Source organism: Lentzea sp. NPDC051838, assembly GCF_040681245.1.
GTDB lineage: Bacteria > Actinomycetota > Actinomycetes > Mycobacteriales > Pseudonocardiaceae > Lentzea.
In genome coordinates, this window is sequence record NZ_JBFAYI010000009.1 from 74585 (window position 1) to 101543 (window position 26959).

At 70.2% G+C, this 26959-nt stretch carries 26 protein-coding genes; 19 read left to right on the top strand and 7 right to left on the bottom strand.

Translation table 11 applies throughout. The features are described 5' to 3' along the window. Positions 1–33: 33 nt before the first annotated feature. Together AB0M24_RS21875 and AB0M24_RS21880 are read right to left on the bottom strand one after the other, a co-directional pair. Positions 34–2559 (bottom strand): BTAD domain-containing putative transcriptional regulator, encoded by a 2526-nt coding sequence (locus AB0M24_RS21875; RefSeq protein WP_363770526.1) that lies wholly within the window; start codon positions 2557–2559, stop codon positions 34–36. Between the two features lie 49 nt (positions 2560–2608). After that, the gene (locus tag AB0M24_RS21880; RefSeq protein ID WP_363770529.1) at positions 2609–3352 is read right to left on the bottom strand and encodes a calcium-binding protein; all 744 of its coding nucleotides are present in this window, start codon (positions 3350–3352) and stop codon (positions 2609–2611) included. Between the two features lie 132 nt (positions 3353–3484). Between AB0M24_RS21880 and AB0M24_RS21885 the strand changes: the two genes are divergently transcribed. From AB0M24_RS21885 to AB0M24_RS21910, 6 genes are all read left to right on the top strand, one after another. Beyond that, positions 3485–4813: a S8 family peptidase gene (locus AB0M24_RS21885; protein WP_363770533.1), complete on the top strand. Its 1329-nt coding sequence runs from the start codon at positions 3485–3487 to the stop codon at positions 4811–4813. Between the two features lie 92 nt (positions 4814–4905). Next, positions 4906–6852 (top strand): phosphocholine-specific phospholipase C, encoded by a 1947-nt coding sequence (locus tag AB0M24_RS21890; protein ID WP_363770536.1) that lies wholly within the window; start codon positions 4906–4908, stop codon positions 6850–6852. A gap of 9 nt (positions 6853–6861) precedes the next feature. Beyond that, entirely contained in the window at positions 6862–8079 is a 1218-nt protein-coding gene (locus AB0M24_RS21895; RefSeq protein WP_363770539.1) for a hypothetical protein, read from the top strand. 29 nt (positions 8080–8108) lie between these two features. Next, on the top strand, positions 8109–10475 hold the full coding sequence (locus tag AB0M24_RS21900; RefSeq protein WP_363770542.1) for a primosome assembly protein PriA: 2367 nt from the start codon (positions 8109–8111) through the stop codon (positions 10473–10475). A 58-nt stretch (positions 10476–10533) separates the two neighbouring features. Then, positions 10534–10677 (top strand): hypothetical protein, encoded by a 144-nt coding sequence (locus tag AB0M24_RS21905; RefSeq protein WP_363770545.1) that lies wholly within the window; start codon positions 10534–10536, stop codon positions 10675–10677. After that, positions 10674–12317, top strand: coding sequence for a beta-galactosidase (locus AB0M24_RS21910; protein WP_363770548.1), 1644 nt, complete (start codon positions 10674–10676; stop codon positions 12315–12317). The genes AB0M24_RS21905 and AB0M24_RS21910 overlap by 4 nt, the downstream gene beginning before the upstream one ends. On the opposite strand, the gene AB0M24_RS21915 is transcribed toward AB0M24_RS21910, so the two are convergent. Further along, positions 12305–12769: a hypothetical protein gene (locus AB0M24_RS21915; protein WP_363770551.1), complete on the bottom strand. Its 465-nt coding sequence runs from the start codon at positions 12767–12769 to the stop codon at positions 12305–12307. The genes AB0M24_RS21910 and AB0M24_RS21915 overlap by 13 nt on opposite strands. 65 nt (positions 12770–12834) lie before the next feature. Here AB0M24_RS21915 and ggt point away from each other — a divergent pair, with 65 nt between their 5' ends. Then, on the top strand, positions 12835–14613 hold the full coding sequence (ggt, locus tag AB0M24_RS21920; protein ID WP_363770554.1) for a gamma-glutamyltransferase: 1779 nt from the start codon (positions 12835–12837) through the stop codon (positions 14611–14613). A 134-nt stretch (positions 14614–14747) separates the two neighbouring features. Here ggt and AB0M24_RS21925 read toward each other — a convergent pair whose 3' ends face one another. From AB0M24_RS21925 to AB0M24_RS21935, 3 genes are read right to left on the bottom strand one after another with little or no spacing between them, the layout of a single operon-like run. Then, positions 14748–15266 carry a DinB family protein gene (locus AB0M24_RS21925; protein WP_363770557.1) on the bottom strand — a complete coding sequence of 173 codons (519 nt, stop codon included), beginning with the start codon at positions 15264–15266 and terminating at the stop codon, positions 14748–14750. An 11-nt stretch (positions 15267–15277) separates the two neighbouring features. Further along, entirely contained in the window at positions 15278–16408 is a 1131-nt protein-coding gene (locus AB0M24_RS21930) for a hypothetical protein (RefSeq protein WP_363770560.1), read from the bottom strand. After that, positions 16408–17010, bottom strand: a complete 603-nt coding sequence (locus tag AB0M24_RS21935; protein ID WP_363770564.1) for an RNA polymerase sigma factor — start codon at positions 17008–17010, stop codon at positions 16408–16410. Before AB0M24_RS21935 ends, AB0M24_RS21930 begins: the two co-directional genes overlap by 1 nt. Before the next feature lie 59 nt (positions 17011–17069). Here AB0M24_RS21935 and AB0M24_RS21940 point away from each other — a divergent pair, with 59 nt between their 5' ends. The 12 genes from AB0M24_RS21940 (at position 17070) to AB0M24_RS21995 (ending at position 26510) form a co-directional block, all read left to right on the top strand. Beyond that, complete coding sequence (locus AB0M24_RS21940) at positions 17070–17279, top strand: hypothetical protein (RefSeq protein WP_363770566.1); 210 nt, start codon at positions 17070–17072, stop codon at positions 17277–17279. 46 nt (positions 17280–17325) lie between these two features. Continuing rightward, on the top strand, positions 17326–17874 hold the full coding sequence (def, locus tag AB0M24_RS21945; protein WP_363770569.1) for a peptide deformylase: 549 nt from the start codon (positions 17326–17328) through the stop codon (positions 17872–17874). A gap of 2 nt (positions 17875–17876) precedes the next feature. Then, positions 17877–18803 (top strand): methionyl-tRNA formyltransferase, encoded by a 927-nt coding sequence (fmt, locus tag AB0M24_RS21950; RefSeq protein ID WP_363770572.1) that lies wholly within the window; start codon positions 17877–17879, stop codon positions 18801–18803. A 303-nt stretch (positions 18804–19106) separates the two neighbouring features. Further along, positions 19107–20558 carry an RsmB/NOP family class I SAM-dependent RNA methyltransferase gene (locus AB0M24_RS21955; protein WP_363770575.1) on the top strand — a complete coding sequence of 484 codons (1452 nt, stop codon included), beginning with the start codon at positions 19107–19109 and terminating at the stop codon, positions 20556–20558. A gap of 157 nt (positions 20559–20715) precedes the next feature. Continuing rightward, complete coding sequence (locus tag AB0M24_RS21960; protein WP_363770577.1) at positions 20716–21267, top strand: flavoprotein; 552 nt, start codon at positions 20716–20718, stop codon at positions 21265–21267. Positions 21268–21356: 89 nt separating this feature from the next. Then, positions 21357–22022: a ribulose-phosphate 3-epimerase gene (gene rpe / locus AB0M24_RS21965; RefSeq protein ID WP_363770580.1), complete on the top strand. Its 666-nt coding sequence runs from the start codon at positions 21357–21359 to the stop codon at positions 22020–22022. Positions 22023–22036: 14 nt separating this feature from the next. Beyond that, positions 22037–23020, top strand: a complete 984-nt coding sequence (gene ribD, locus AB0M24_RS21970) for a bifunctional diaminohydroxyphosphoribosylaminopyrimidine deaminase/5-amino-6-(5-phosphoribosylamino)uracil reductase RibD (RefSeq protein ID WP_363770979.1) — start codon at positions 22037–22039, stop codon at positions 23018–23020. 8 nt (positions 23021–23028) lie between these two features. After that, positions 23029–23649 (top strand): riboflavin synthase, encoded by a 621-nt coding sequence (locus tag AB0M24_RS21975; RefSeq protein WP_363770583.1) that lies wholly within the window; start codon positions 23029–23031, stop codon positions 23647–23649. Further along, on the top strand, positions 23646–24908 hold the full coding sequence (locus AB0M24_RS21980) for a bifunctional 3,4-dihydroxy-2-butanone-4-phosphate synthase/GTP cyclohydrolase II (RefSeq protein ID WP_363770586.1): 1263 nt from the start codon (positions 23646–23648) through the stop codon (positions 24906–24908). The genes AB0M24_RS21975 and AB0M24_RS21980 overlap by 4 nt, the downstream gene beginning before the upstream one ends. Next, the gene (gene ribH, locus AB0M24_RS21985; RefSeq protein ID WP_363770589.1) at positions 24905–25402 is read left to right on the top strand and encodes a 6,7-dimethyl-8-ribityllumazine synthase; all 498 of its coding nucleotides are present in this window, start codon (positions 24905–24907) and stop codon (positions 25400–25402) included. The genes AB0M24_RS21980 and ribH overlap by 4 nt, the downstream gene beginning before the upstream one ends. Further along, a complete protein-coding gene (locus AB0M24_RS21990; protein ID WP_363770591.1) occupies positions 25399–25827 on the top strand; it encodes a PH domain-containing protein in 429 nt (142 codons plus the stop codon). The genes ribH and AB0M24_RS21990 overlap by 4 nt, the downstream gene beginning before the upstream one ends. A 35-nt stretch (positions 25828–25862) precedes the next feature. Continuing rightward, on the top strand, positions 25863–26510 hold the full coding sequence (locus AB0M24_RS21995; RefSeq protein WP_363770594.1) for a dihydrofolate reductase family protein: 648 nt from the start codon (positions 25863–25865) through the stop codon (positions 26508–26510). Here AB0M24_RS21995 and AB0M24_RS22000 read toward each other — a convergent pair. Next, positions 26507–26932: a DUF1761 domain-containing protein gene (locus tag AB0M24_RS22000; protein ID WP_363770597.1), complete on the bottom strand. Its 426-nt coding sequence runs from the start codon at positions 26930–26932 to the stop codon at positions 26507–26509. The two genes, AB0M24_RS21995 and AB0M24_RS22000, sit on opposite strands and share 4 nt — an antisense overlap. Positions 26933–26959 lie beyond the last annotated feature (27 nt).

The following is a 26959-nucleotide window of genomic DNA, read 5'->3' on the forward strand; positions in this document are numbered from 1 at the left end:
GGGTCAGCGTCTCGTCGCGGCGTTGCCCGAACGCTAACGAGCACGAGCCAGGTCGCGTTCCACCACCGGCACGGGTGCCCCGATCTCCGCGCGGATCGCCGCCGCTTCCGCCCGCAGCGCACCGTTCCGCGTGACGGTCGCCAACGCCTCCAGCACGCTTGCCTGACGCCAGCGGTCGCCCAGTTCGCGGTGCAGGGTGAGGCTGCGCTCCAGCAACGAACGGGCCTTGGCCGCGTTGCCGGTGCCCTGCTCGACCACGCCGAGCAGGTTGAGCGCCCAGGCGATGCCCTCCTTGAACTCCAGCTCCCCGAACGTGTCCAGCGCCTCGTCGAGCAGCCGCCGTGCCTGAAGCTCGTCGCCCCGGTACCAGGCGACCGCGCCCAGGTAGGCGAGCGAGGAGGTCGCGCCGCGCCGATCACCCAGCTCCCGCAGTGACTTCAGTGATGCCTGAAGATCGGCCTCCGCGACGTCGAAGTCACCAGCGAGCCAGGAAGTCGCTCCGGCCAGCTGACGGGCGTAGGCGGCGTGCGCGGGACTCGAGGCGCGAGCGGCTTCCTGGTAGTGGTGCAGGGCTGTTTCGTAGTTGCCGCGTTCGCGCGCCACCGATCCCAGCAGGCGGTGCAGCCGTCCGGCTTGGGACGGGTCGGCTTCCAGCCCGTCGCTGGCGTAGCGGACTGCCTCGCGGTAGTCGCATTCGAGCAGCGCCAGGGCGGCGGCGGAGGCCAAAGCCTTGCCTCGCAACGGTCCTGAGCCGCGCAGGGCGATGGTGAGCCACTGGCGGCCCTCGCGGTAGTTGCCGGTGCGGTGCCAGTAGCGGTTCAGTGCGACGACCAGGCGCAGGATCTTCGCGGTGTCGCCGGTCGTGGTGAACCAGTCCATCGTGCGCCGCAGGTTGGCGTGCTCGACGCGCAGTTCGTCGAGCAGCGTGCCGGTCGGGTCGGCTTCGGCTCGTTCGGCGAGGTCCAGGAAGAAGCCGGCGGCGCGGGCGTGGGCTTCCGTGGCTTGCTCGCACGCGAAGGCGTGCACGGTTTCCAGCATGGAGAAACGGGTTTCGCCGGCGACGCGGGACACGCGCACGAGCGACTTCGAGACCAGGCCGGTCAGCGCGTCGAGGGTGCTGGCCAGGGCTTCGACGAGGTCTGCAGGGAAACCGCCCGCGCACACCGCGAGGTCGGCGAACAGCGTGCGTTCCGAGGTGGTCAGGAGGTCGTGGCTCCACGCGATGGCGGCGCGCAGCGGTCCGAGCAGGCCGAAGCGGTCGCGCAGCCGGCGCACGATCTGGGCCGGTGTCAGGACGGACGTGCGGGCGGCGGCGAGTTCCAGGGCCAGCGGCAGGCCGTCCAGCGCGGCGCAGAGCTGGGCGATCGCCGGGGCGTCCGAGTCGGTGTAGGTGTGGGCGGCGCGGTCCAGGAACAGCCTCACCGCGTCGTAGGCGGCGAGCTCGGTGAGGGAGCGCGGCACGTCCGGGTCGGGAACGGCGAGCGGCGGGATGGGATGGACGGTTTCGCCTGGCACGCCGAGAGGTTCGCGGCTGGTGGCGAGGACGCGCAGCCGTGGATGTGCCTCGACGAACGCCGCGCAGTTCGCTCTCAGCCGTTCGCAGTTGTCCAGCAGCACCGCGGTGTTGCCGAGCGAGCCGAGTTCGCGGGTGGAGATGCCGAACGCGGCCGCGACGGCGTCCTCGACGCAGGTCGCGGAGGTCAGATCGACCACTGTGGACAGTGGTGCGACGTGCTGGGCGAGCCGGGACTTGCCGCAGCCCGCCGGCCCGGTGAGCGTGACGAGCCGGGATTTCTCCAGCAGCCGCAGGACGTCCAGGGTTTCGCGCTGGCGTCCGATGAGACCGGTCCTGGCGTCGGGAGGTGGGCACGACAGCGCTTCGGCCTCGATCGCGCGCAGGCCGGGGCCGGGATCGACACCGAGCTCTTCGACGAGGACGTTGCGGGCTCGGCGGACCGTGCTCAACGCGTCCGCGCGTCGTCCGGCACGCAGTTGTGCGCCGGCCAGCAGCTCCCAGAAGCGTTCCCGAAGGGGGTGGCTGACGACCAGGCGTTCCAGCGAGGCGGCTGCCGTTCCGCAGGCGCCGCGGCTGATCTCCTGCTGTGCCAGTGCTTCCTCGGTGCAGAGCCGTGCTTCGTGCAAACGGGTGATCTCGGCGGACGCCCACTCGAAGACTTCGCAGTCGGTCAGGGGGTCGCCGCGCCAGAACGCCAGTGCCGCACGGGGTGAGGGCGCGCGCTCGAACCGTGTGACGTCAACTTGCGACGGTTCGATGCGAAGTGCGTATCCGACGGTGGTGGTGACGAGGACGTCCGTCAGGCCGATGGCGGCCAGTGCGCTGCGAACGCGCGCGATGTGGCTGTGGAGGGTGCGCAGGGCCGTGGGTGGAGGCTCGGTGCCCCACAACGCGTCGATCAGGTGCGTTGCGGGGAGCACCGAGGGTGCGCGCAACGCCAGCAGCGCCAGGAGGGAGCGCTGGCGCGTGCCGGCGAGGCGCAGCACGCCGCCTGGCCCGGTGACTTCGAGGGGCCCGAGCAGGCGGACATCTAATGGCTCCACGCATCAGCGGAGTTGCCACGCCGGGCCCTGATACATCGCACGGAATACATCACGGCATGCACACGTCGGCGGGACCCTCCGTGCACGTGTCGTTGCCGCCCAAGCCGTACATGAGGTTGGGCCAGGCGTTGCCGGACAACGTGTCGTCGCCCGCGGTGCCGCGGACGTCCTGCACGTTCTTGATCTCGTCGAGCTCGCCGGGCCGGGTGGCGGTCCCCGCGGCGAGGTCGATCGTCATGCCTTCGGCGTGGTCGCTGAAGTCCGCCCGGTCGCGCATGTTCGCCTTGGCGCCGTCGATCTTGTCGTTGCCGTAGCCGCCCTGCAGGAAGTTGCCGCCCGCGTCGGTGGACGGCTCGTCCAGCACGTCGTCGCCATCGCCGCCGTAGAGCATGTCCGGGCCCGTGCCACCGCTCATCGTGTCGTCGCCGTCGCCACCTTCGAGGACGTCCGCGCCGGAGCCGCCGTGCAGCGAGTCGTCGCCGTCGCCGCCGTGCTGCTCGGTGGGCACGGCGCTGTCGTAGAGAACCGTGTCGTCGCGGTTGCCCAGGTAGATGACGATCTTCGGGACCTGCGCGCACTGGACGCGCGAGGCCGACAGGCGCGTGCACCCCGTGCCCGCCCGCATCGTGCCGGCATCGCTGATGGTGGTGCCGGAGACGTGGATCTGGCTGGCGCGCGCGGGCGCCCCGGTGATGACGAGCCTGCCGGCCTCGACCCGCGCCGTGGTCGCGGGATCGGGTGCGGCGGCCGTTCCTGACGCGGCGAGTGCGGCCGCGACGACGAGCTGAAGCATGAGGTCCCCCTCTGCGGACGTTGTGCACGTGAGTACGCGGGTCCTGTTGTGAATCGGTTGTGGCGACCGCATCCGGGCCACAACCACGCCGGTTTCTCCTTCTCACCGTCAGTTCGTTGGAAGGGGAGAATCATGAGAGCCGGCATCGCAGCCCTGCTCGGCGCAGTGATGGCGCTGACGGCGGTACCGCTGACCGCCGTGGCCCAGGACGAGGAGCCCGAGCAGGAGATCATCGTCAAGTTCCGGGAAGGAGCATCGCGCGGCGACGCGCTGGAGAAGTCGCGGACGCGGGCCGTGGCGGACGCTGTCGACGGCGCCGAGGTGCTCGCGTCGCGGGACGCCGCGGAGTCGATCCGCGTGCTGATGGCACGGGGTGACGTCGAGTACGCCGAGCCGAACATGGTGCTCGAGTCGACGGCCGTGCCGAACGACCCGCTGTGGCCGCAGCAGTGGCACTACTGGGAGGCGGCCGGTGGCATCAACCTGTCGCAGGCGTGGGACCTCGGGCCGAACGGGTTCGGCCAGCGCGTCGCGGTGATCGACACCGGCCGCACGGTGCACCCCGACATGGGCGCCAACTACATCGGCGGCTACGACTTCATCAGCAACGCGGTGTTCGCCAAGGACGGCAACGCGCGGGACAACAACCCGATGGACCAGGGCGACTGGCGGCTGGCCAACCAGTGCGGTCCGGGAACGGCCGCGCGTCCGTCGAGCTGGCACGGGCTGCACGTCTCGGGCACCGTGGCGGAGCTGCGCAACAACCTGACCGGAGGCACGGGCGTCGCACCGTTGGCCAAGGTCGTTCCGGTGCGCGTGCTCGGCACGTGTGGCGGCACTCTGGCCGACATCGCGGCCGGCATCGTGTGGGCGGCCGGCGGACCGGTCGCGGGCGTTCCGGCGAACCCGAACCCGGCCAAGACGCTGAGCCTGTCGCTCGGCGGAGCGTCCGCGGTGTGCCCCGCGACGTTGCAGAGCGCGATCAACACGGCCCGCAACACCTACGGCGCGACCGTGGTGGTCGCGGCGGGCAACGACGCGGCCAACGCGTCCGGGACCACCCCGGCGAACTGCGTCGGTGTGATCACCGTGGGGGCCACCGACCGGCAGGCCAACCGCGCCTCGTACTCGAACTTCGGCGCCACGGTGGAGATCTGCGCGCCTGGTGGCGAGACGTCACCGGTCGTCGCGAACGGGGTGTTGTCGACGCTGAACAACGGTCCGACCGTGCCCGGCGCGTCGATCTACAAGCACTACCAGGGCACTTCGATGGCGACACCGCACGTCTCCGGTGTCGTGGCGCTGATGCAGCACGCACGGGTGCTGAACGGCAAGGCGCCGCTGACGCCCTCGCAGGTGTTGCTGCACCTGAAGGCAAAGGTGCTGCCCGCCGCCGCTCAGTGCGGCAAGGGTTTGCTCAACGCCCAGGCCAGCGTGACGGCCGCGATCGCCGCACCCTGACTGTGAGTGTGAACAAGGCCCCGGCGCGTCCGGGGCCTTTGTTCATACGTGAGTTGGTTCCGCGTCACGTGCTCGGACTAGAAACTCCTTCCATGTCGCTCTCTCGCCGTGGGTTCATGGCTGCCGTCGCTGCTGCTGGTGCGGGCACTCTGCTGCCACCGTCCGTGTACGCGGCATTGGCCCGTGAGCCTCGTGAGGGAGGGTTGCGCGCGATCAAGCACGTCGTGCTGTTGATGCAGGAGAACCGTTCGTTCGACCACTACTACGGAACTCTTCGCGGCGTGCGCGGCTTCTCGGACCGCAACGCTCTTCGTGGCGTGTTCTCGCAGTCGGGCGTGCTGCCGTTCCCCGTCCGTGAGGCGGCGTCCGGCCGTGACATCCAGTACATCGGCGACCTCGACCACAGCTGGAACGGCGGGCACAACGCGCTGCGCGGCGGGTGGAACGACAACTGGGTGCCGGCGAAGACCGCGGCGACGATGGCGTTCTACACGCGGCAGGACCTCCCGTTCCACTACGAGCTCGCCGACACCTTCACGTTGTGCGACGCGTACCACTGCTCGGTGCCGTCCTCGACGTCGCCGAACCGGAACTACTGGGTGTCCGGGTACACGGGTTTCGAGCCCACTGGTGCGCGTGCGACCGGCAACGCGGCCTACAACGAGGACAACCACGCCGGGTACACGTGGAAGACCTACCCGGAACGTCTTGAGGCGGCCGGGAAGTCGTGGCGCGTCTACCAGGAGTGGGACAACTTCCAGGACAACAATCTGGAGTTCTTCGTGCGGTTCAAGGAGATCGCGCGGAAGGTGCTGCCGGCCGGGTTCAAGTCCCTGGACAAGCTCTACGGGACCGGTGACCCCGCGCTGATCGGTTCCATCGATCTTTCGTCGCTCAGTGTTGCCGAGAAGTCCTTGTACACGTGCGGATTGCAGCGTGTTCGGCCTGGTGGGCTGGGGGAGGCGTTCCGCGCGGATGTTTCTTCTGGGCGCCTGCCCGCTGTCTCGTACCTGGTTCCGTCCTCTGTGGACTCCGAGCACCCCGGTGCCTCTTCGCCCGCTGCCTCGGCCTCGATCACGTACCAGGTTCTGGACGCGTTGGCTTCCAACCAGGATGTGTGGGAGTCCACGGTCCTGTTCATCACCTACGACGAGAACGACGGCTTCTACGACCACGTGCCGCCGCCGCGCCCGCCGTTGAGCGTGTCTGACGAGTACGTCGGTGACCGGCCGTTGGGACTCGGTACGCGCGTGCCGATGACGGTCGTCTCGCCGTGGTCCGTCGGCGGATACGTGTGCTCGCAGGTGTTCGACCACACGTCGATGACGCAGTTCCTGGAGAAGTGGACGGGCGTGCGGTCGGAGGAGATCTCCGCGTGGCGCCGAACCGTCGCCGGTGACCTGACCTCGACGTTCGACTTCGACCGCCGCCGCACCTGGCCCGAGGTCGGCGAGCCCGCCGCCGTTCCGCCCGCCACGCCGCGCTGGCGACCCGCGCCGCCGTCGTCGCAGAAGATGCCCGAGCAGGAGGCCGGACGACGACGTGCGCGCGCCCTGCCGTACCAGCCTGACGCGTCGTTGCGCGGCTCTTCTCTCGAGATGACCAACTCGGGTTCGGCCTCGGCTCACCTCGCCCTGTACCCGTACTCGGGCCAGTTTCCGGTGCCGCAGCACTTCGACGTGGCCTCCTCGGCCTCGGTCGATCTGCCCGGTGACCACGACCTGGTGCTGCTGGGCCCGAACGGCTTCCGCCGTGAGTTCCTCGGGTCGTCGTCTGACCGTGCGCGCGTGTCGTCGTCGGTGCGCGGCTACAGCCGTGTGCTGACGTTGACCTTCGAGAACACCGGTTCGTCGCGCCTGACCTTCGTGCTCGGCCGCCGCCGCTACGTCGTGCGTCCGGGCCACCGCCACGTGATCCCGTGGCTGACCGCGATGAACTCCGGCTGGTACGACCTCACCGTGACGGTGGAGGAAGAGCCGGCGTTCAGGCGCAGGTTGTGCGGCCACATCGAGAACGGCCACGAGTCGATCTCGGGCTAACTTGTCCTGGTGGAGATCACGGGGGACGAGATCCGGCGGCAGCTGCTCGACGCGGACGCGCTGGACCCATCAGGGCTGCGGCTGACCGGCGCGACGATCGCCGGTCAGCTCGACCTGTCGGACGTGGTGGCGAAACGTCCGCTGGTGCTGCGGGACTGTGTTGCCCTGCAGCCCGTGGTGCTGGACCGCGCCCAGTTCACGTTGCTCGACCTGAGCGGGCTGGTGGCGCCGTCGGTGAGCGCCGAGCGGGTGAACATCGAGCACGACCTCAGGATGAGCGGGGCTGTGCTGACCTCGGCGGACGAGGTCGCGCTCACCCTGCGCGGGTCGAAGTTCGGCGGCAGCGTGTACCTCGACGAGGGCTTCAGCGCGGTCGGCGCGGTGGTGCTGAACTCGGCGAAGATCGGCGGCGTCCTGTTCTGCCAGGGCGCGCGGCTGCGCCACTCCGGCTCCGCGCTGCAGGGCGTGGACCTGCACGTCGGTGACGCGATCTTCCTCTCCCACGGCTTCGACGCGGAGGGCGGCGAACGGCACGGCGCGGTGCGTCTGCGCGGCGCGCGGATCGACGGCCAGCTGATCCTGCGCGCCGGTCGGTTCAGCTCGCCCGAGGTCGCCCTCGACCTGCGGCACGTGAAGATCGGCAAGGACCTCCTGATGCCCTTATCCGGCATCGACGGCGCTGTTCAGCTCGAAGGCCTCGTGTACGAAGGTCTGCCCCGTGACGCCACTGTGGACGAATGGCTGTCGTTGCTGTCGACCCGCACGCCCTACTACTCGACACAACCGTGGGTCCAGCTGGCCGCCGCCCACTCCGCCGCCGGCCACGAACGCGACGTCCGGCGAATTCGCGTTGCCGCCCAACGTGATCTGCGTCGCCGCGGCCAGCTCTCCCGGTGGGGCCGTGCGTGGCACCTGATCCGCGGCGTGACCGTCGGCCACGGCTACCGCCCCGGCCTCGCCCTGGTGTGGCTGGCCGGGGTGTTGGCCGTGTCGATCGGCGTGGTGCTGGTGTCGGGCGCGGTCCGGTGTTCCGCGGTGGAGCAGGTCGGCTACGCGCTGAACGTGGCAACACCGCTGGTCAAGGTGGACGCGGCCCGCTGCACGGTCGCACCTTCCGCCGGTGGCCAGTTCGTGCTGGCCTCGACGTGGGTGCTGCAGATCCTGGCCTGGGCGTTCGCCACCCTGTTCGTGGCGGGCTTCACCGGTTTGGTGAGGCGCAACGCGTGACTGTCGGGGCTGTCTGATACACCAGGAGCATGAGCGCGAAGACCGGGGCAAGACGGGGCGAACGGGTCCCCGCGGCTGAGTTGCCGGTCGCCCGCATCGTCGTGGACGTCCCCCTGGCCCACCTGGACCGCCCCTTCGACTACGCGGTTCCGTCCGAACTGGACACGACAGCCGTCCCGGGCTGCCGAGTCCGAGTGCGCTTCGCCGGCCAACTCGTCGACGGCTACCTCCTGGAACGAGCCGAAACCTCCGACTACGACAAGAAGCTGGCCTTCATCGAAAAGGTCGTGTCACCAGAACCGGTGCTCGCGCCCGAAATCGCCTCGCTCGCCCGCGCCATCGCCGACAGGTACGCGGGCGGCATGATCGACGTCCTGCGCCTCGCGATCCCGCCCCGCCACGCCCGAGCGGAAGCAGCGCCTTCAGGCTCACCGGCCCCGCTACCCCAGGACCCGGCCTGGGTGACCGCACACCCGTCCACCGCCCCCACCGCTGACTCCGCGACCATTCCACCGGCGAGCAACGCGTCCCCTGCGGATCCCGCATCCCTGTTGTCGCCCGCCTCGCCTGCTGACCTGTCTCCCGCTTCGCCTGCCGACCCGTCCGCGCTTCCTGCCTCGCCGTCCGAGCCGCTGGCGTCGTCCGCCGCCTCGTCCGCGCCTTCCGCTTCGCCCTCAGACCCGTCCGCGCCGCTGATGCCAGTCGCTGACTCGTCCGCGCCACAAGCGTCGTCGCCCCTCGCTTCGTCCGTGCCCGCCAACCCTTCTGCGTCCGTCGCCTCGCCCGCGAACCCGGCTTCGTCCGCGAGCGGCCCGCGCTCCGAGCTGCCTCCGGTTCCCGCCGACGCCTGGTCCCGCTACCCCCGAGGCCCCAAGTACCTCGAAGCCCTGCGCACCGGCCGCCCCGCCCACGCCGTCTGGCAGGCGCTCCCTGCCGAGGACTGGCCCGCGCGCCTCGCCGAGGCGGCGGCCGCGGTCGCGTCCACCGGCAAGGGTGTCGTCATCGTCGTGCCGGACCATCGCGACCTCGCCCGCGTCGCCGAGGCGTGCGGCAGGCTCATCGAAGGCGTCGTCACCCTCTCCGCTGACCTGGGGCCGTCCGAGCGCTACAAGCGTTGGCTCGCGGTGCGCCGTGGCGTCGCGCGGGTTGTCGTCGGCACCCGCGCCACCGCCTTCGCGCCGGTTGCGGATCCAGGGCTGCTGGTCGTGTGGGACGACGGTGACGACCTCCACGTCGAGCAGCGTTCGCCGTATCCCAACGTGCGCGACGTGCTGGTGCAGCGGGCGCACATGTCCGGTGCGGCGTTGTTGATCGGCGGCTTCGCGCGTACTGCCGAGGCGCAGCTGCTCGTCGAGACTGGGTGGGCGCACGAGATCGTGGCGAACCGCGAGACCCTCCGTGCGGTGGCGCCTCGGGTGGTGTCGGTGGGGGACAACGAGTGGCAGGACGTCAAGGATCCCGCTGCTCGCACCGCGCGGTTGCCGTCCATCGCGTTCGACGCCGCTCGGTTCGCGTTGGCCGACTCGCCTGTGCTGATTCAGGTTCCGCGCCGCGGGTATGTGCCCGCGCTGGCGTGCGGGCAGTGTCGTGGGCCGGCGCGGTGTCGTCGGTGTGCGGGGCCGTTGGCGTTGCCCGGTGGTACCGAGGACGGGATGCCGAAGCCCGCGTACTGCCGGTGGTGCGCGGCGACCGAGGCCGCGTTCCGGTGTCCTACGTGCGGGTCGCGGCGGCTGCGTGGGCAGATCATCGGGGCTCGGCGCACGGCGGAGGAGCTCGGGCGGGCGTTTCCCGGGCATCCGGTGCGGACCAGTGGTGCCGACGAGGTGCTCACGAAGGTGCCGGGCAAGCCTGCTCTGGTGGTGGCGACGCCGGGTGCCGAGCCCGTGGCCGAGGGCGGGTACGGGGCGGTGCTGCTGCTCGACGGGTGGGCGTTGCTCGGGCGGGCCGATCTCCGGGCGTCCGAGGAGGCGCTGAGGCGGTGGATGACGGCTGCTGGGCTGGTGCGGCCGGGTAACGGGCGGGTGGTCGTGATCGCGGACTCCACGCTCACACCGGTGCAGGCTCTGGTGCGGTGGGATCCGGTGTGGCACGCCGCCACCGAGCTTGCGGCGCGCACCGAGCTCGGGTTTCCGCCCGCCGTGCGGATGGCGACCGTCGACGGGACTCCGGACGCGGTGAACGCCCTGCTCGACGAACTGCACCTGCCTTCGAGCGGCGAGGTTCTCGGGCCGGTGCCGCTCGGTGACGACGAGACCAAGGAACGGGCGCTCGTCCGGGTCTCGCGTGCCGAAGGCCGGCAGCTGGCCGCTGTGCTGGCCGAGGCGCAGGCCGTGCGGACCGCGCGGAAGGAACAGGAGTTGGTGCGCATCAAGCTCGACCCGCTCGAGGTCCTCTAGCGGGCTGGGCCAGACCAAGCGTTGTCCGGTTACTCGCCGTGTCCATACGGTCACGCTCATGCGTCGTCGCAGCTTCCTCACGCTCAGCGCGCTTGCACCGTTCCTGACGCTGGGCAAGGCGCCGGCGAACCAGGCGAGGTTCGGGTTCGCGCAGGACGGCAGCGCGTTCCTGCTCGACGGCAAGCCAAGGCGATGGGCATGAACACCATCGCGCTGTACGTCATGTGGAACTACTCGGAGGAGCGGGAGGGCGTCTTCGACTTCACGACCGACCGGCGTGACGTCGCGGCGTTCATCCGCCTCTGCCAGTCGGAAGGCATGTGGGTGCTGCTGCGTCCCGGCCCGTACGTGTGCGGCGAGTGGGACTTGGGCGGCCTGCCCGCCTATCTGTTGCGGCACAAGGACATCAAGCTGCGCACGAAGGACGACCAGCGCTACATGGCCGCCGTCGGCCGGTACTTCGCCGCGCTCGCGCGGATCGTGCGCCCGTTGATGATCGACAACGGCGGGCCGGTCCTCATGGTCCAGGTGGAGAACGAGTACGCCTCGTACGGTTCCGACCGCGGTTACCTGGAGCAACTGCGGCAGCTGTGGCTCGCCAACGGCATCACCGGCCCGTTCTACACCGAGGACGGCATCTGGCAGCTGCAGGCCAACCCCGCGATCGCACTGGACGGCTGCGCGATCGCGTTGAGCGCGGGGGAGTCCGGCTACCTCGACCAGGCCCGCGAGATGTACCCGAAGGTTCCGGTGATGGCGGGGGAGGTCTACCCCGGCTGGCTCACGCATTGGGGCGACAAGGACTTCTCCGGCAAGGACTTCGACATCTCACGGCAGTTGCGCGAGTTCATGGCGCGCGGTCAGTCGTTCAACATCTACATGCTGCACGGTGGCACGAACTTCGGCTTCTGGGCCGGCGCCAACGCCGACGACTGGTCCGGCGCCTACACGCCGGACATCACCACTTACGACTATTGCGCGCCCATCGGTGAACAAGGCAACGCGGCCCCGCGCTACCACGCCTACCGCGCGATCATCGGCGCCGCGCTGAGCACTCCGCTGCCCGCCGTCCCCGCCCCGGTTCCGACGATCACCGCGACACCGGTCACCCCGGCCGCTTTCGCGTCGCTGTGGGACAACCTGCCCGCGCCGATCCCGTCCGAGAACCCGCAGCCGATGGAGATGCACGGCCAGAACTCGGGCTACGTCGTGTACCGCAAGCGAATCCCCGGCTACACCGGCGGCTCGCTCGACATCCGCTGGGTGCACGACTACGCGACCGTCTTCGTCGACGGCGAGTTCCAGGGCGGCTTCTCCCGCACCTGGATCTCGCCCGCGGTGGCGTCCGAACTCAACGTCACCAACGACAACCTTCCGCTGGAACTACCGAGCGTCGCCGAAGCGCCCGCCGTGCTCGACATCGCCGTGGAAGGCCTGGGCCGCACCAACTTCGGCCAGGCGCTGGTCGACCGCAAGGGCATCCTGGAAACCGTCACGCTCGGTGAGCAGCTGACCGGCTGGGAGACCTTCCCGCTGCCGATGAACGACGACTGGGTTCGCGGTCTGCGCCGCCGCGTCACCGATCCCGCGCGACCAGGACTGTTCTTCCGCGCCGAGATCGACCTGAGCCGCGTCGGCGACACCTACGTCGACGTCTCGAACTGGACCAAGGGCGTGGTCTGGGTCAACGGCAACAACCTCGGCCGCTACTGGAAGATCGGCCCGCAGCACCGCCTGTACTGCCCGGCGCAGTGGCTGCGGCGAGGACGCAACGAGGTCGTCCTCTTCGACCTGCACCAGACCACGCCCGCGCCGATCAGCCTGGAAGCTCAGCTCTCGTAGTAGGAGCGCAGGTTCGCGATGTGCGAGCGGATGTCGTCGTCGGTGAGCTTCTCGTACTCCAGGTACTCGCTCATGTACGTCATCAGGTCGCCGCGCTCGGGATGGTCCTCGCTCGCGATCACGTGCGCCGTCGTGCCCGCGATGCCGGCCGGGAACAGCAGGTAGCCGTCGAGGCCCGCCATCGTGTCGAAGGAGGCGTTCTTGGCCTCCCACAACGTCCAGACGTCCTCCTCGCGGCCGCACTCGGCGAGCAGCAGCGCGGCGATGGCCATCGTCTCGCTCAGGCCCCAGCCCTCGCGGTGGGCGGCGGTCTCGGCGGCCAGGAGATGGCGCAACAGGTCCCCGTCGCCGTCGCGGCGGTCGCGCAGGAGCAGGCGCAGCGCGTCCTCGCGGTCGGCTTCGTCGAGCGGCATGGTGGCGAACTCGGCTCGCAACCGGTCAAGATCGATCACATCCGCACCTTATGCCTTCCTCAAGGAGTGTTGCATGCGGTGTTAAGGGAGTATGAAGTGTGCGCATGTTGCGAACGGTCGCCGCTTTGACGCTCTCCGTCGTACTGGTCGCCCCTGCTCCTCAGGCAGGCGCGGCAGAACCATCACCACGCGTGCCCGAGCAGGTCGGTTGGGGCGGTGCCGTCTCCAGCGTCGACCCCGACGCGTCCCAGATCGGCATCGACGTGCTCCGCAGAGGGGGCAACGCCGTCGACGCCGCCGTCGCCACCGCCGCCGCGCTCGGCGTGACCGACCCGTTCTCCGCGGGCATCGGCGGAGGCGGATTCTTCGTCTACTACGACGCCCGCACCGGTCGTGTGTCCACTCTGGATGGACGGGAGACCGCACCGCGTTCCGCCACCGACCAGCTGTTCATCGAGAACGGCACGCCGTTGCCGTTCGCCGAGGCCGTGACCAGCGGTCTGTCGGTCGGCGTTCCCGGCACGCCCAAGACGTGGCAGCAGGCGCTGCGCAAGTGGGGCAGCCTGAACCTGCGCGAGGCCATGGCACCCGCGGAAGCGTTGGCACGACGTGGTTTCGTCGTCGACCAGACGTTCAACACGCAGATCACCAACAACGCGGCCCGTTTCGCGGACTTCACCTCGACCCGTGACCTCTACCTGCCGGGCGGCCAGCCGCCCGCGGTCGGCACCACGTTCCGCAACCCGCAGCTCGCCGACACCTACCGCGAGCTCGCGCGCACCGAGCTCGCCTCTCTCTACGGCGGTCAGGTGGGCCGTGACCTGGTCAAGGCCGTCCAGCAGCCGCCGGTCGTGCCCGGCTCGACCCGCAACGTCCGCAAGGGCGCCCTGGAGATCTCCGACCTGGCCCGCTACCAGGTCGAACGCCGCGAGCCCACGCACACGCGCTACCGCGGCCTCGACGTCTACGGCATGGCCGCCCCGTCGTCCGGCGGCACGACCGTCGGCGAGGCCCTGAACATCCTGGAGTCGACCGACCTGGCCAAGGTCTCCGACGTCCAGTACCTGCACCGCTTCATCGAGTCGAGCAGGCTCGCGTTCGCCGACCGCCTGCGCTGGGTGGGCGACCCGGCCTTCAGCCGCGTCCCGACCGAAGGCCTGCTCTCGCAGAAGTTCGCCGACACCCGCGCGTGCCTGATCAAGTCCGACGCCGTCCTGCCCGCCCCGCAGCCGGCCGCCGACCCGAACAACCCCCAGGCGTGCCAGGCCACCGCCGGCCCCTCGCACCTGCGCGAAGACGCCGAACGCACCACGCACCTCACGGTCGCCGACCGCTGGGGCAACGTCGTCGCCTACACGCTGACCATCGAGTCGGAGGGCGGCAGCGGCATCGTCGTCCCCGGCCGCGGCTTCCTGCTCAACAACGAGCTCACCGACTTCGAGTTCGTCGTCCCGACGCCGGGCGTCCCGCACCCGAACCTCCCCGGCCCCGGCAAGCGCCCGCGCTCGTCCATGTCGCCGACCATCGTGGTGGACCACGGCAAGGTCCAGCTGGCCGTCGGCTCACCCGGTGGCTCCACGATCATCACCACCGTCCTGCAGATCCTGACCGGACGCCTGGACCGCGGCCTGTCCCTGCGTGACGCCGTCGCGGCCCCGCGCGCCTCTCAGCGCAACTCGGCCACGAACACCACCCCGGCCGAGGCGGAGTTCATCGCCGCCGCGACCACCGCGGGCCTGCAGGCCATCGGCCACAAGTTCAGCCAGAACGCGGAAATCGGCGCAGCCACCGCCGTCGAACGCGCGAAGGACGGCCGCTGGCGAGCAGTCGCCGAACCGACCCGTCGCGGCGGAGGTTCCGCCCGCGTCGTCTGGGTGGGCTGAGCCCGCCGTTGCCACTTCCGGTCCCCGTCGTCCCCACCCTCAGCGGTGACGGCGGGGACCGGCCATTTCTGTCAGACCCCAGCACTAGTCTTGAAATTGGGGGAACCCGGCCGCCGCCGTGTGTGTGGTGGGCGCTATTTGTTCGTACGGCCGTCGATCGCTTCGCGGAGGAGGTCGGCGTGACCGTTGTGCTGGGCGTACTCCTCGATCAGGTGGATGTACAGCCAGCGCACGGAGATCTCGCCCCAGCGCTCGTGCACGAAGGTCTCGTCGAGGTCGTGCGGCGCGGCGGCCGCGCGGGCCTTGGCCATCTCGGCGACGAGGTCGGCGTACTCGGAGTCGGCGCGGCTGGGGTCCAGGTGCTCGAAGGCGGCGTCCCAGTTCGGAGGGTCGGAGTAGCGGGCCTTGACGTCCTGGCCCGCCAGGCGGATGCGGAACCAGACGCGCTCCACGTCGGCGAGGTGGCGGATCAGGCCCTGCAGCGTGAGGGTGGACGGGGGCGTGGACGGCGTGGCCAGCTGCTCGCCGGTCAGGCCCGCGCAGTTCCGCAGGAACGTGGCCCGATGGCGGTCGAGCCACGCTTCCAGCATTGGGCGTTCCGGGCCGACGAACGGCTCGTCGGGCGGCGTCACTTCCGGTGCGGTCCAGGTCATGTGCTCCGACCCTAGGTAACCCCGCCCGAGAAGACGATCTGATTGTCGGCGTCGCGGGCTGTGACGCGCAGGCTGCCGAAGTCGATGGCAGAGCCGTCGCTGGGGAGCTTGACGATGAAGAAGCCATCGGTGACGTCGGCGGTCACGGCCGGGCCGCCGTCTTTGGACACCTCGACGGTCCTGGCGGCGGCGCTGGTCCTGGCGGCCATGATGAAGGTGCCCAGGCTGGTGTGGCCGCTGACCATCTTCACGCCCTGCGGGTCGGCGGGGACCGTGTAGATCTTCTCCAGTGAGGTGCCGCCGCTGGTGAACGACGAGAACAGGCAGGTGGCCCACTCGCGGTTGTCGCGCTGGGCGAGCAGGAGGCCATCACGGCCGTCGAGGCCGCTGGTGAGCAACGGTTGCCAGCCCTTCAGCTCCTCGAACCTGGAGCCCGCGGCGGCGGCGTTGTCCGCGCACCTGGAAAGGAGGTTGACCGGGGTCCAGGCGTTGCCGTCGCCGCTTTCGAAGCTGTCCGTGATCGCGGCCGGTTGGACCTCGTTGAGGGACGGCACGGTCACCGTGGTGCGGTCGTCGAACAGGACCTCCGTGATGGTGCGCGGGGCCGCCGAGTAGGAGACGAAGAAGTCGCGGGTCACGACGGCGTCGGTGGAGGGGCGGTCAGAGCCTTCGTTCCCGTCGTGGACGACGGCCGTGCGCGCGTCGAGCGGTGGGACACCCGCTATGACGTGATCCGAACGGAACGTGACCGAGCCCGCGCCCGGCGGTGACTGCCCGGTGTTCTGCAGGATGACGTGCGCACGGGACCTGGTCAGCTCGCAGAACCGGTTGTCCTTGCCCACCAGCACCTTGTGGCTGTCGAACACGACCATCTTGGAGGACGACCAGTTCTCGTCGTTCATCGCGGCACGGCAGCGGTTCACGTCCTGCCGCGACGGGGCGACCACGCGGGCGTTCCCGGAGTCGGTGCGGTCGAAGAACGTCTGCGTGACGGTGACGCCACCCGCGACGAGCAGCGCCACACCCGCGGCCACCGCGAGCGGGGTGTGGCCGCGGCGCGGGCGCGTCTCGGTGAAGGCCGGGCGCATCCGTTCCTTCACGTCCGCGGGCAGTGCGCGCCGGGGTGGCAGCTCGATGGTCATCACTCCACCTCCAGGGTGTCGTCGGCGAGCTCCTTGCGCAGGCGGGTGCGGGCGCGGGAGAGGCGCGAGCGGACGCTCACCTCGGCCACGCCCAGCACCTCGGCGGCCTCCGCGGTGGACAGCTCGCCGAGCAGTACGAGCTCGACGGCCTCGCGTTCGGCACGGGGGAGACGTTCGACTGCTCGCAGCACCTCGCTCAGGCGCGACTCGTGGTCGAGCGAGGAGACGACCTCGTCCGCGTGATCGCGCTGCACGTCGTTGCGGGGCACGCGCAGCAGCAGGCGGCTGAACCTCGCCTTGCGGCGGAACTCCGAGCGCGCCAGGTTGCCCGCCACCGTGAACAACCACGGCAGCGCGCTGGCCCGGACCAGCGTCATCTCGTTGCGGCGGCGCCAGGCCGTCAGGAACGTCGCCGACGTCAGGTCCTCGGCCGTCGACCACGACGCCGTCAGCCGGTAGGCGTGGTTCCACACCGCCTCGGCGTACCGGTCGTACAGCTCACCGAAAGCGTGCTCGTCACCCCGTGCCCACAGATCGGCGTCCGACGGGGCGTCGTCGGGCACGGCGGCCGCCCCCTCCCAGCTCGGTCGCATCAGCCTCATGACCTGGTGGTGTCCACCTTCCGGCCGAGTGTTGCACGTGATCTTCCTACCTGGGGCCGATGAAGGCTCGATACTCCGAGCTGATGTGGGCTGACCTGCGCGAACGGCACAGTTGTGACATGACGACGACGACTGTTGGTACCGCGGCAGGCACTCACTTCGACCTCCACGCGGTGTTCCGCCCCGTGTGGACGGCACTCCGGTTCACCGGCCACTTCCTCGCGGCGCTGGTGGGCGTGATCTTCCTCGGCAGCGCGTCCGAGCACTGACCGCGCTCCTCGTAGACTGGCCACCAGTCCACCCGAGGAGCACTGCGTGACCGTCCAACCCATCCGCCTGTTCGGCGACCCGGTGCTGCGCACCGCCGCTGTCGAGGTCACCGACTTCGACAAGGAACTGCGCACCCTGGTCAAGGACCTGTGGGACTCGATGCAGAACGCGGGCGGAGCGGGACTCGCCGCGCCTCAGCTCGGTGTTGGGCTGCGTGTGTTCACCTACCACTGCGACGGCTTCGCCGGACACCTCGTCAACCCCACGTGGGACGTGGTGGGCGAGGAGATGCAGGAAGGCCCCGAGGGCTGCCTGTCCATCCCCGGCATGTCGTGGGACTGCAAGCGCCACCTGCACGTCGTGGCCAAGGGCTGGAACATGCACGGTGAGCCCGTCGAGGTCGAAGGCACCGAGACCCTGGCCCGCTGCATCCAGCACGAGACCGACCACCTCGACGGCGTGATGTTCCTCGACCGCCTCGACGCCGAGACCCGCAAGCTCGCCATGAAGGAAATCCGGCAGGCCGAGTGGTTCGACGGTACGGTCCCCACCTTGAAGCAGAGCCCGCACCCACTCTTCGGCAGGTCCAGCTGACCATGCGACTCGTGTTCGCCGGTACGCCCGAGGTCGCACTGCCCTCGCTGCGCGCCTTCATCGACTCCTCCCGCCACGACGTCGTCGCCGTGGTCACCCGCCCCGACGCCCCCTCCGGCCGTGGCCGAAAGCTCGAGCGCTCGCCCGTCGCCGCGCTCGCCGACGAACACGGCATCGAGGTGCTCACGCCCGCCAAGGCCGGCGAGCCGGAGTTCCTGGACCGCCTGCGCGCCCTGGAACCCGACCTGTGCCCGGTCGTGGCCTACGGCAACCTGCTCCCGCAGCGGACGCTCGACGTCCCGCGGTTCGGCTGGGTCAACCTCCACTTCTCCGTGCTGCCCGCGTGGCGCGGCGCAGCGCCGGTGCAGGCCGCCGTGCGCAACGGCGACGACATCACGGGCGCCTCGACGTTCCGCATCGTCCGCGAGCTCGACGCGGGCCCGGTGTTCGGCGTGGTGACCGAGAAGGTGCGCGACCGCGACACCTCCGGCGACCTGCTGACCCGCCTGTCCGAGTCCGGCGCCCAGCTGCTGCTGTCCACTGTGGACGGCATCGAGGACGGCACCCTGCGCGCCGTCGACCAGCCCGACGACGGTGTCACCTACGCCGCCAAGATCGCAGTCGAGGACGCGCGCCTCGACTTCACCGCGCCCGCCGTGGCCGTGGACCGCCTCGCGCGCGCCGTCACACCTGAGCCCGGCGCGTGGGCAGAGTTCCGCGGCGAGCGGTTGAAGCTCGGCCCCGTGACGCCCGTCGCCGACGTGACGCTGCCCGCCGGCGAGGTGCTCGTCGAGCGCAAGCGGGTGCTCGTGGGCACGGCGACCACCGCCGTGGCCCTCGGTGACGTTCAGGCGCAGGGCAAGAAGCGCATGGCCGCCACCGACTGGGCGCGCGGCGTGCGCATCGAGGCGGGGGAGCGCATCTCATGAGGCGCTCGGCGTGGGTTGATGAGTTTTCGGTGTCCGGGGTTGTCGCGTCCTCCTGTGGTTGGGCGGGGTTCGGGATGCCGCTGAGGTCTGGTTTGGCGGGCGTTGGCCCTGGCGTCGAGGGGGAGTGCGTCGCATGACGTGTTCCGCGGCGACGGGGTGTGCGGCGGCGCCGTTCTCGGTGTGGGTTGATGGGTTTTCGGTGTCCGGGGTTGTCGCGTCCTCCTTGGGGCGGGCGGCGTTCGGGATGCCGGTGGGGACTGACTTGGCACGCGTTGGCCGTGCCGCTGCAGGAGAGTGCATCGCATGACCGGCTATTCGCGTGGAGCTTCCAAGCCTTCGAGGCCGCGCAGGCCGCATCCGCCGCGCCGGCGCACCGGACCCTCACGGCCGCCCGTGGAGGACCCGGCCCGCCTCGCCGCGCTGGAGACGTTGCGAGCGGTGCGCCAGCGCGACGCGTACGCGAACCTCGTGCTGCCGGCACTGCTGCGCGAGCGCCGCATCACCGGCCGTGATGCCGCGCTGGCCACCGAGCTCACCTACGGCGCGGCGCGAGCCCAGGGGCTGCTCGACGCCGTCATCGAGGCGTGCTCCGACCGCCCGTTGTCCGAAGTGGACGGTTCGGCGCTCGACGCGCTGCGGCTGGGCACGTATCAGCTGCTGCGCACCCGGATTCCGTCGCACGCCGCGGTCGCCTCGACCGTCGACCTCGTGCGGGCCGAGCTCGGGTCGGGCATCGCCGGCTTCGTCAACGCCGTCCTGCGCCGGGTCGCCGAGCAGGACGAGGCCGCCTGGGTCGACGAGCTCGCGCCCGACCCGGACACCGACCCGGTCGGCAACCTCGCCTTCACCCACGCCCACCCGCGCTGGATCGCGCAGGCGTTCGCGGAGGCGCTCGGCAGCCGCGAGGAACCGCTGAAGCTGGCGCTGGAGGCCGACGACGCCCGCCCGGCCGTGCACCTGGTCGCACGCCCCGGCGAGGTGAGCGCCGACGAGCTCGCCGCGATCGTCGGCGGGGACGTGGCGCCCTACTCGCCTTATGGCGTGCACCTGGAGGCCGGCGTAGGCGACCCGGGCGATCTCGAGCCCGTCCGGGAGCGCCTGGCCAACGTCCAGGACGAAGGCAGCCAGCTGTGTGCACTAGCCCTCACACGCGCGACCCTAGAAGGCAGTGACAACGGCGGTACCGACGATCGCTGGCTGGACCTCTGCGCGGGCCCTGGCGGCAAGGCCGCGCTGCTCGCCGCACTGGTCGGCCTCGAAGGCGGCGAGCTGATCGCCGTCGAGAAGGCACCCCACCGCGCCGAGCTCGTGCGCAAGATCACCTCAGGCCTGCCGGTGACCGTGCACGTGGCCGACGGCCGCGAGACCGACTTCGTCGAAGGGGCGTTCGACCGAGTGCTCGTCGACGCGCCCTGCACCGGTCTCGGTGCCCTGCGCAGGCGCCCGGAGGCGCGGTGGAGGCGCCAGCCCGCCGACGTCGGCACGCTCACGAAGCTGCAGCGGGAGCTGCTCACCGAGGCGTTGCGACTGGTGCGACCAGGCGGCGTCGTGGCTTATGTCGTGTGCTCACCTCATCTCTCTGAAACCGTCGGGGTGGTGACGGACGTCGCGCGGCGAACCGGGGCGGAAGTGCTGGACACGCGGGAACTCTTCCCGGGAGTTCCGGACCTCGGGGAAGGGCCGCACGTCCAGCTCTGGCCCCATCTGCACGGCACCGACGCGATGTTCTGCTCGGTGCTGCGACGCCCTGTTTGAGCGCTCGGGAACGACGCTAGGGGTGGGGTCTGACAGGTTTCGGGCCTCGCCCCCGTTTTCAGGCCCGCGACGCATCGGGATTCACTGATTCGGGTGATGGCGGGCCTCGAAGGACGGCGCCGCAGGACTGTCCGCGGGTCGGCTTAACATCATCGTCGTGACGCGTGGACTGCTGGGACTGGTGGCCTCCGGGTGCGGAGGCGTGGAGACGTGGTTCCGCACGGACCTCGCTGAACCCGCCGCGCGACGCGGCTGGCGGCTGGCCATCACCCTCACCCCGGCGGTCGTGCCGTGGTTCGAAGAGGCCCAGGAGCTCGACAAGCTGCAGGCACTCACGGATCTGGAGATCCGCTGGAACCCGCGGATGCCGAGCCAGCCCAAGCCCTACCCGACGCCCGACGCGTTCATCTTCGCCCCCGCCAGCGCGAACTCCGTGGCCAAGCTGGCGTTGGGCATCGGCGACAACCAGGCGCTGACCGCGTTGAACGAGGCCATCGGCGTCGAGGGCTGCAAGGTCGTCGTGATGCCCCAGGCCAATGCGGACAAGCGTCGCCACCCGATGTGGGACACGCACGTCGAGACGCTCACCAAGGCGGGTGTCGTCGTGGTCGACGACGAGCCTCCCGGCAGGCTGCTCGACCTGCTGGAGGAACCCGCCGCTTCCCGCGGCCGGGACGCCCTCGACGGACCGGTGCGCAAGCAGGTGTGACGGCGGGAGACGCGCGTCACCGACGAGCCTCCCGGCAGGCTTCCTCGCCTGGTGGACACCTAGACTTCACCCTTGTGGTCCACACGCCGATGATCGCCCCCAGCATCCTGTCCGCCGACTTCGCGCGCCTCGCCGACGAGCTCGCCGCGGTGCCCACGTCGGACTGGATCCACGTCGACGTCATGGACAACCACTTCGTGCCGAACCTGACGCTCGGCCTGCCCGTGGTGAAGTCGCTGCTCAAGGTCACCGACATCCCGATCGACTGCCACCTCATGATCGAGGACCCGGACCGCTGGGCCATCGGGTACGCCGAGGCCGGCGCCTACAACGTCACGGTGCACGTCGAGGCCGCGAACGACCCGGTCAAGCTCGCCAAGGACCTCAAAGCCGCCGGTAGCAAGGCCGGGCTCAGCATCAAGCCCGGGACGCCGCTGGAGCCGTACGTCGACGTGCTCAAGCACTACGACACGCTGCTGGTGATGTCGGTGGAGCCGGGCTTCGGCGGGCAGAGCTTCATGGCCGACGTGCTGGAGAAGGTGCGTCGAGCCAGGCACCTCGTCGACACCGGGCACCTCAAGCTGCTCGTCGAGATCGACGGCGGCATCAACGCCGACACGATCGAACAGGCCGCGCAGGCCGGTGTGGACTGCTTCGTCGCCGGGTCCGCCGTGTACGACGCCGCCGACCCCGGCAAGGCCGTCGAGGCCCTGCGCGCGCAGGCGGCCGGCGCCTGGGGAACCAGGACAGCGTGACGCCCGAGGACGCGATGGTGCTCGCCATCGCGGAGAGCGAACGGGTGCGGGGCACCACGAGTCCCAACCCGCCGGTCGGCTGTGTCATCCTGGACGAACACGGCAAGGCGGTCGGGTTCGGCGGCACCCAGCCACCTGGTGGCTCGCATGCCGAGGTCATGGCGCTCAAAGAGGCCGGCACGAAGGCCCGGGGCGGTACCGCGGTCGTCACGCTGGAGCCGTGCTCGCACTTCGGCCGGACTCCGCCGTGCACCGAGGCGCTGGTGGAAGCCGGGATCAAGCACGTCATCCACGCGGTGAGCGACCCGAATCCCAGGGCGGCGGGCGGTGCGCGTCGTCTCGAGGAAGCCGGCGTCACGGTCGAGAGTGGTCTACTCGCTGATGAGGTCAGCAGCGGACCACTGCGCGCGTGGCTGCACTACGCGCGCACGGGCCGTCCGCACGTCACGTGGAAGTACGCGGCGTCGTTGGACGGCCGGATCGCGGCGCGCGACGGCACCAGCCGGTGGATCAGCTCGGAGACCTCCCGCAAGGAGGTGCACGACATGCGCACGAAGCTCGACGCCATCGTCGTCGGCACGAACACGGTCAAGAAGGACGACCCGGCGCTGACGGCGAGGGACGACGACGGAATGCCGTTGCCCCGCCAGCCGTTGCCGGTGGTCGTGGGCATGAGCGACCTGCCGGACGGGGCGAAGCTCCAGCACACCGCGCTGCACCTGCGCACGCACGACCCGGACGAGGTCTTGAGCGCGCTGGCCGAGCGCGGTGTCGTCGACGTGCTGCTCGAAGGCGGTGCAACTGTGGCCGGAGCGTTCTTCGCGGCGGGCAGGATCGACCGCGTGCTCGCCTACCTCGCGCCCGTGGTGCTCGGCGACGGCCCCGCCGCCGTGCTGGGCGCGGGCGTGTCAACCATCACGGACGCTGTCCGGCTGACCGTGGAAGACGTCACCATGAGCGGACCGGACTTGCGGATCAGCGCGGTTCCGCAAATTTAGGAGGAGCGGTGTTCACCGGGATCGTCGAGGAACTCGGCCACGTGGTCGCGGTTCAGGACCTGCCCGACGCGGCGCGGATCCGCGTGTCCGGGCCGACCGTCACGAGCGACGCGAAGCACGGCGACTCCATCGCGGTGAACGGCGTCTGCCTCACCGTCGTGGAGGTCGAGAACGACACCTTCACCGCCGACGTGATGCGCGAGACCCTCACGCGCAGCAGCCTCGCGAAGATCGCGGAGGGCGACAAGGTCAACCTGGAGCGCGCGGCCGCGGTCGGCCAGCGCCTCGGTGGCCACATCGTGCAGGGCCACGTCGACGGCACGGGCACCATCCTCGCGCGGGAGAAGGCCGAGCACTGGGAGATGGTCCACATCGGACTGCCGCCCCAGCTCGCCCGCTACGTCGTGGAGAAGGGGTCGATCACGGTCGACGGCGTCTCGCTGACCGTCGTCACTGTGAGTGAAGACCAGTTCACGGTGAGTCTCATCCCGACCACGCTCGACCTCACCACGCTCGGGCACCGGCTGCCGGGCAGCCTGGTGAACCTGGAGGTCGACGTGCTGGCGAAGTACGTTGAACGACTGGCTGTCCCGCACCTGCGGGCCATCGCGGGCGAGGAGACCCAGTGAGCACCGACTTCGCCGACATCGAGCGGGCGATCAAGGACATCCAGGCCGGGCGGCCCGTCGTCGTGGTGGACGACGAGGACCGCGAGAACGAGGGCGACCTGATCTTCGCCGCCGAGAAGGCGACGCCGGAGCTGCTCGCGTTCATGGTCCGCTACACGTCCGGGTACGTCTGCGTGGCGCTGACGGACTCCGACTGCGACCGCCTCGACCTGCCGCCGATGTACCACACGAACCAGGACCAGCGCGGCACCGCGTACACGGTCACGGTCGACGCGCGCGAGGGCATCGGCACCGGCATCTCGGCCGCCGACCGCGCCCGCACCATCCGGCTGCTCGCCGACCCGACGGCGAAGGCCAGCGACTTCACCCGGCCCGGTCACGTCGTGCCGTTGCGCGCCAGGGACGGCGGAGTGCTGCGCCGCCCCGGCCACACCGAGGCCTCCGTCGACCTCGCGCGGCTCGCGGGACTGTCTCCCGCCGGCGTGCTCTGCGAGATCGTGTCGCAGAAGCTCGAGGAGGAGATGGCCCAGCGCGACGAGCTCGAGGTGTTCGCCGCGGACCACGACCTCGCGCTGATCACGATCGCCGACCTCATCGCGTACCGCCGCCGCGTCGAGACCCAGGTCGAACGGGTCGCGGAGGCGCGGATCCCGACCGCGCACGGCGTGTTCACCGCGGTCGGCTTCGACAGCACGCTCGACGGCATCGAGCACGTCGCGCTGGTGTACGGCGAGATCGGCGACGGCGAGGACGTGCTGGTGCGCGTGCACTCCGAGTGCCTCACCGGCGACGTCTTCGGCTCGCTGCGCTGCGACTGCGGACCGCAGCTCGACGCGGCGCTGGAAGCCGTTGCGGCACAAGGCCGTGGCGTTGTGCTGTACATGCGCGGCCACGAGGGGCGCGGCATCGGCCTGATGCACAAGCTGCAGGCCTACCAGCTGCAGGACCAGGGCGCGGACACGGTCGACGCGAACCTCGCGCTCGGCGTTCCGGCGGACGCGCGCGACTACGGCACGGGCGCGCAGATCCTCGTCGACCTCGGCATCAAGTCCATGCGGCTGCTCACGAACAACCCCGCGAAGCGCGTCGGTCTCGAGGCTGGATACGGTCTTCGCGTGCTCGACAGGGTGCCGCTGCCGATCTCCCCGAACCCGGAGAACCTGCGGTACCTGCGCACCAAGCGCGACCGGATGGGCCACGAACTGACTCAGCTGGAGCAGTACGAGGCCGTTGTTTCCGCTACGGAGGACCAGGAATGAGTGGCGAGGGCCGTCCAGAGCAGACCCCGCTCGACGGCAGTGGCCTGAGCGTCGGGATCGCCGCGACGCGCTGGAACAGCAAGATCACCGACCAGCTCCTCGACCGCGCGCTGAAGGCCGCCGCGGACGCCGGCTGCGTCGACACGACGGTGGTGCGGGTCGCGGGTGCGATCGAGCTTCCCGTTGTGGTGCAGGAACTCGCGCGCCACCACGACGCGGTCGTCGCGCTGGGCGTGGTGATCCGCGGTGGTACCCCGCACTTCGAGTACGTGTGCGACTCGGTGACAGACGGGCTGACCCGCGTCGCGCTCGACGAGTCGACGCCCGTGGGCAACGGCGTGCTGACGTGCAACACCGAGGAGCAGGCCGTGGCCCGCGCGGGCTGGCCGGACTCGGTGGAGGACAAGGGGTACGAGGCCACCGTCGCCGCGATCGACACCGCTCTGGTGCTGCGCGGCCTGCGTCAGCCGTGGACCGAGCGGGGTTTCGAATGAGCGTGGTGTTCCGTCCCAAGAAGATCCGCCGCGTCGCGTGGGCGTGCGCGGTCGGCCTGGTCGCCGTGTTCACCGTCGTGGGGCTGCTGCTCGGCAACACCCCGACCGGCGTGATCTTCCGGACCTCCGACCAGGTCGCGATGATCGTCCTGGGCTTCCTGCTCGCGGGCGGGGTGCTGCTGCTGACCCGGCCGCGCGTCACGGCCGACGCCTCGGGTGTCGACGTGCGCAACGTCGTGACGTCGCACCACTTCGACTGGAAGGACGTGCAGTCGGTGAGCTTCCCGGACGGTGCTGCGTGGGCCCGTCTGGAGCTGCCGGACGACGAGTACATCTCGATCATGGCGGTGCAGGCGACCGATCGCGAGTACGCGGTGAAGTCGGTGCGTGCGCTGCGTGAGCTGCACAAGGCAGGCCAGAAGTAGCGATGAGTTCCGTCGGCTGAGGGAGTCTGCACCACATGACTCAATTGTTGCGAGTGCAGAACTTCGGTGTCTCGGCCGACGGCATCGGTGCCGGGGAGAACCAGCGCCTCGACCAGCCGTTCGGTGACGGCGTCGATCCCTGGCGGCTGTTCAGCTGGGCCGGTGCCACCGCGAGCTGGCCCAACCGCACCGACCCCGGTGGCAGCCGCGGTCTCGACGACTACTTCACGCGGGACTTCACGCACAACATCGGTGCCGAGATCATGGGCCGCAACAAGTTCGGGCCCCAGCGCGGACCGTGGACCGACCACGAGTGGCAGGGCTGGTGGGGTGACGAGCCGCCGTTCCACACGCCGGTGTTCGTGCTGACCCACCACGAACGGCCCTCGATCACGCTGGGTGAGACCACGTTCCACTTCGTCGGCGGAGACCCGGCCGCGGTGCTGGAGCGGGCGAAGGAAGCCGCGCAGGGCAAGGACGTCCGGCTCGGCGGCGGGGTCACGACGATCCGGCAGTTCCTCGACGCGGACCTCGTCGACACCCTGCACGTGGCGGTCTCGCCGTTCGAGCTGGGAACCGGGCTGCCGCTCTGGAAGTCACCGGAGGACCTGCTCGACCGGTTCCACCTCGACGTCGTGCCCAGTCCGAGTGGTGTGACTCATCACCTGTTCTGGCGGCGCTAACGCCACTGCCCCAGGATCGCGCCCGCCAGCGCGAGTCCGACGATGTGATAGCCCGCTCCGATGGCCGCGAACGTCTTCGGGGCGGGCTTCGTCATGTCGTAGGTGCCTGACACGAACATGACCGGCAACGCGACGCCGACGCCGACGACGAGCCCGAGCAGGATGCCTTCCATGATGTTGTCGGTGTTCGACGCGGCGGCGATCATCGCCGTCGCGAGCGTGGTGACGAAACAGGTGGCCAGCGGGACCGTGTAGATGCCCACCCCGGCGTTCTCAGGTGGGTTCAGGTCCCAGCCGGCCGCCCGCTGCCAGGCTCGTCCGAACGCGAACTCCGCGTACCACAAGGCACCTAACGCGAAATACGCGATGGTGGCCACGATGACGGCGAACCAGTTCAGGTCGCCGAGCACGGTCAAACTCATGACGTCTCCCGCGGTGATCAGGGTGAC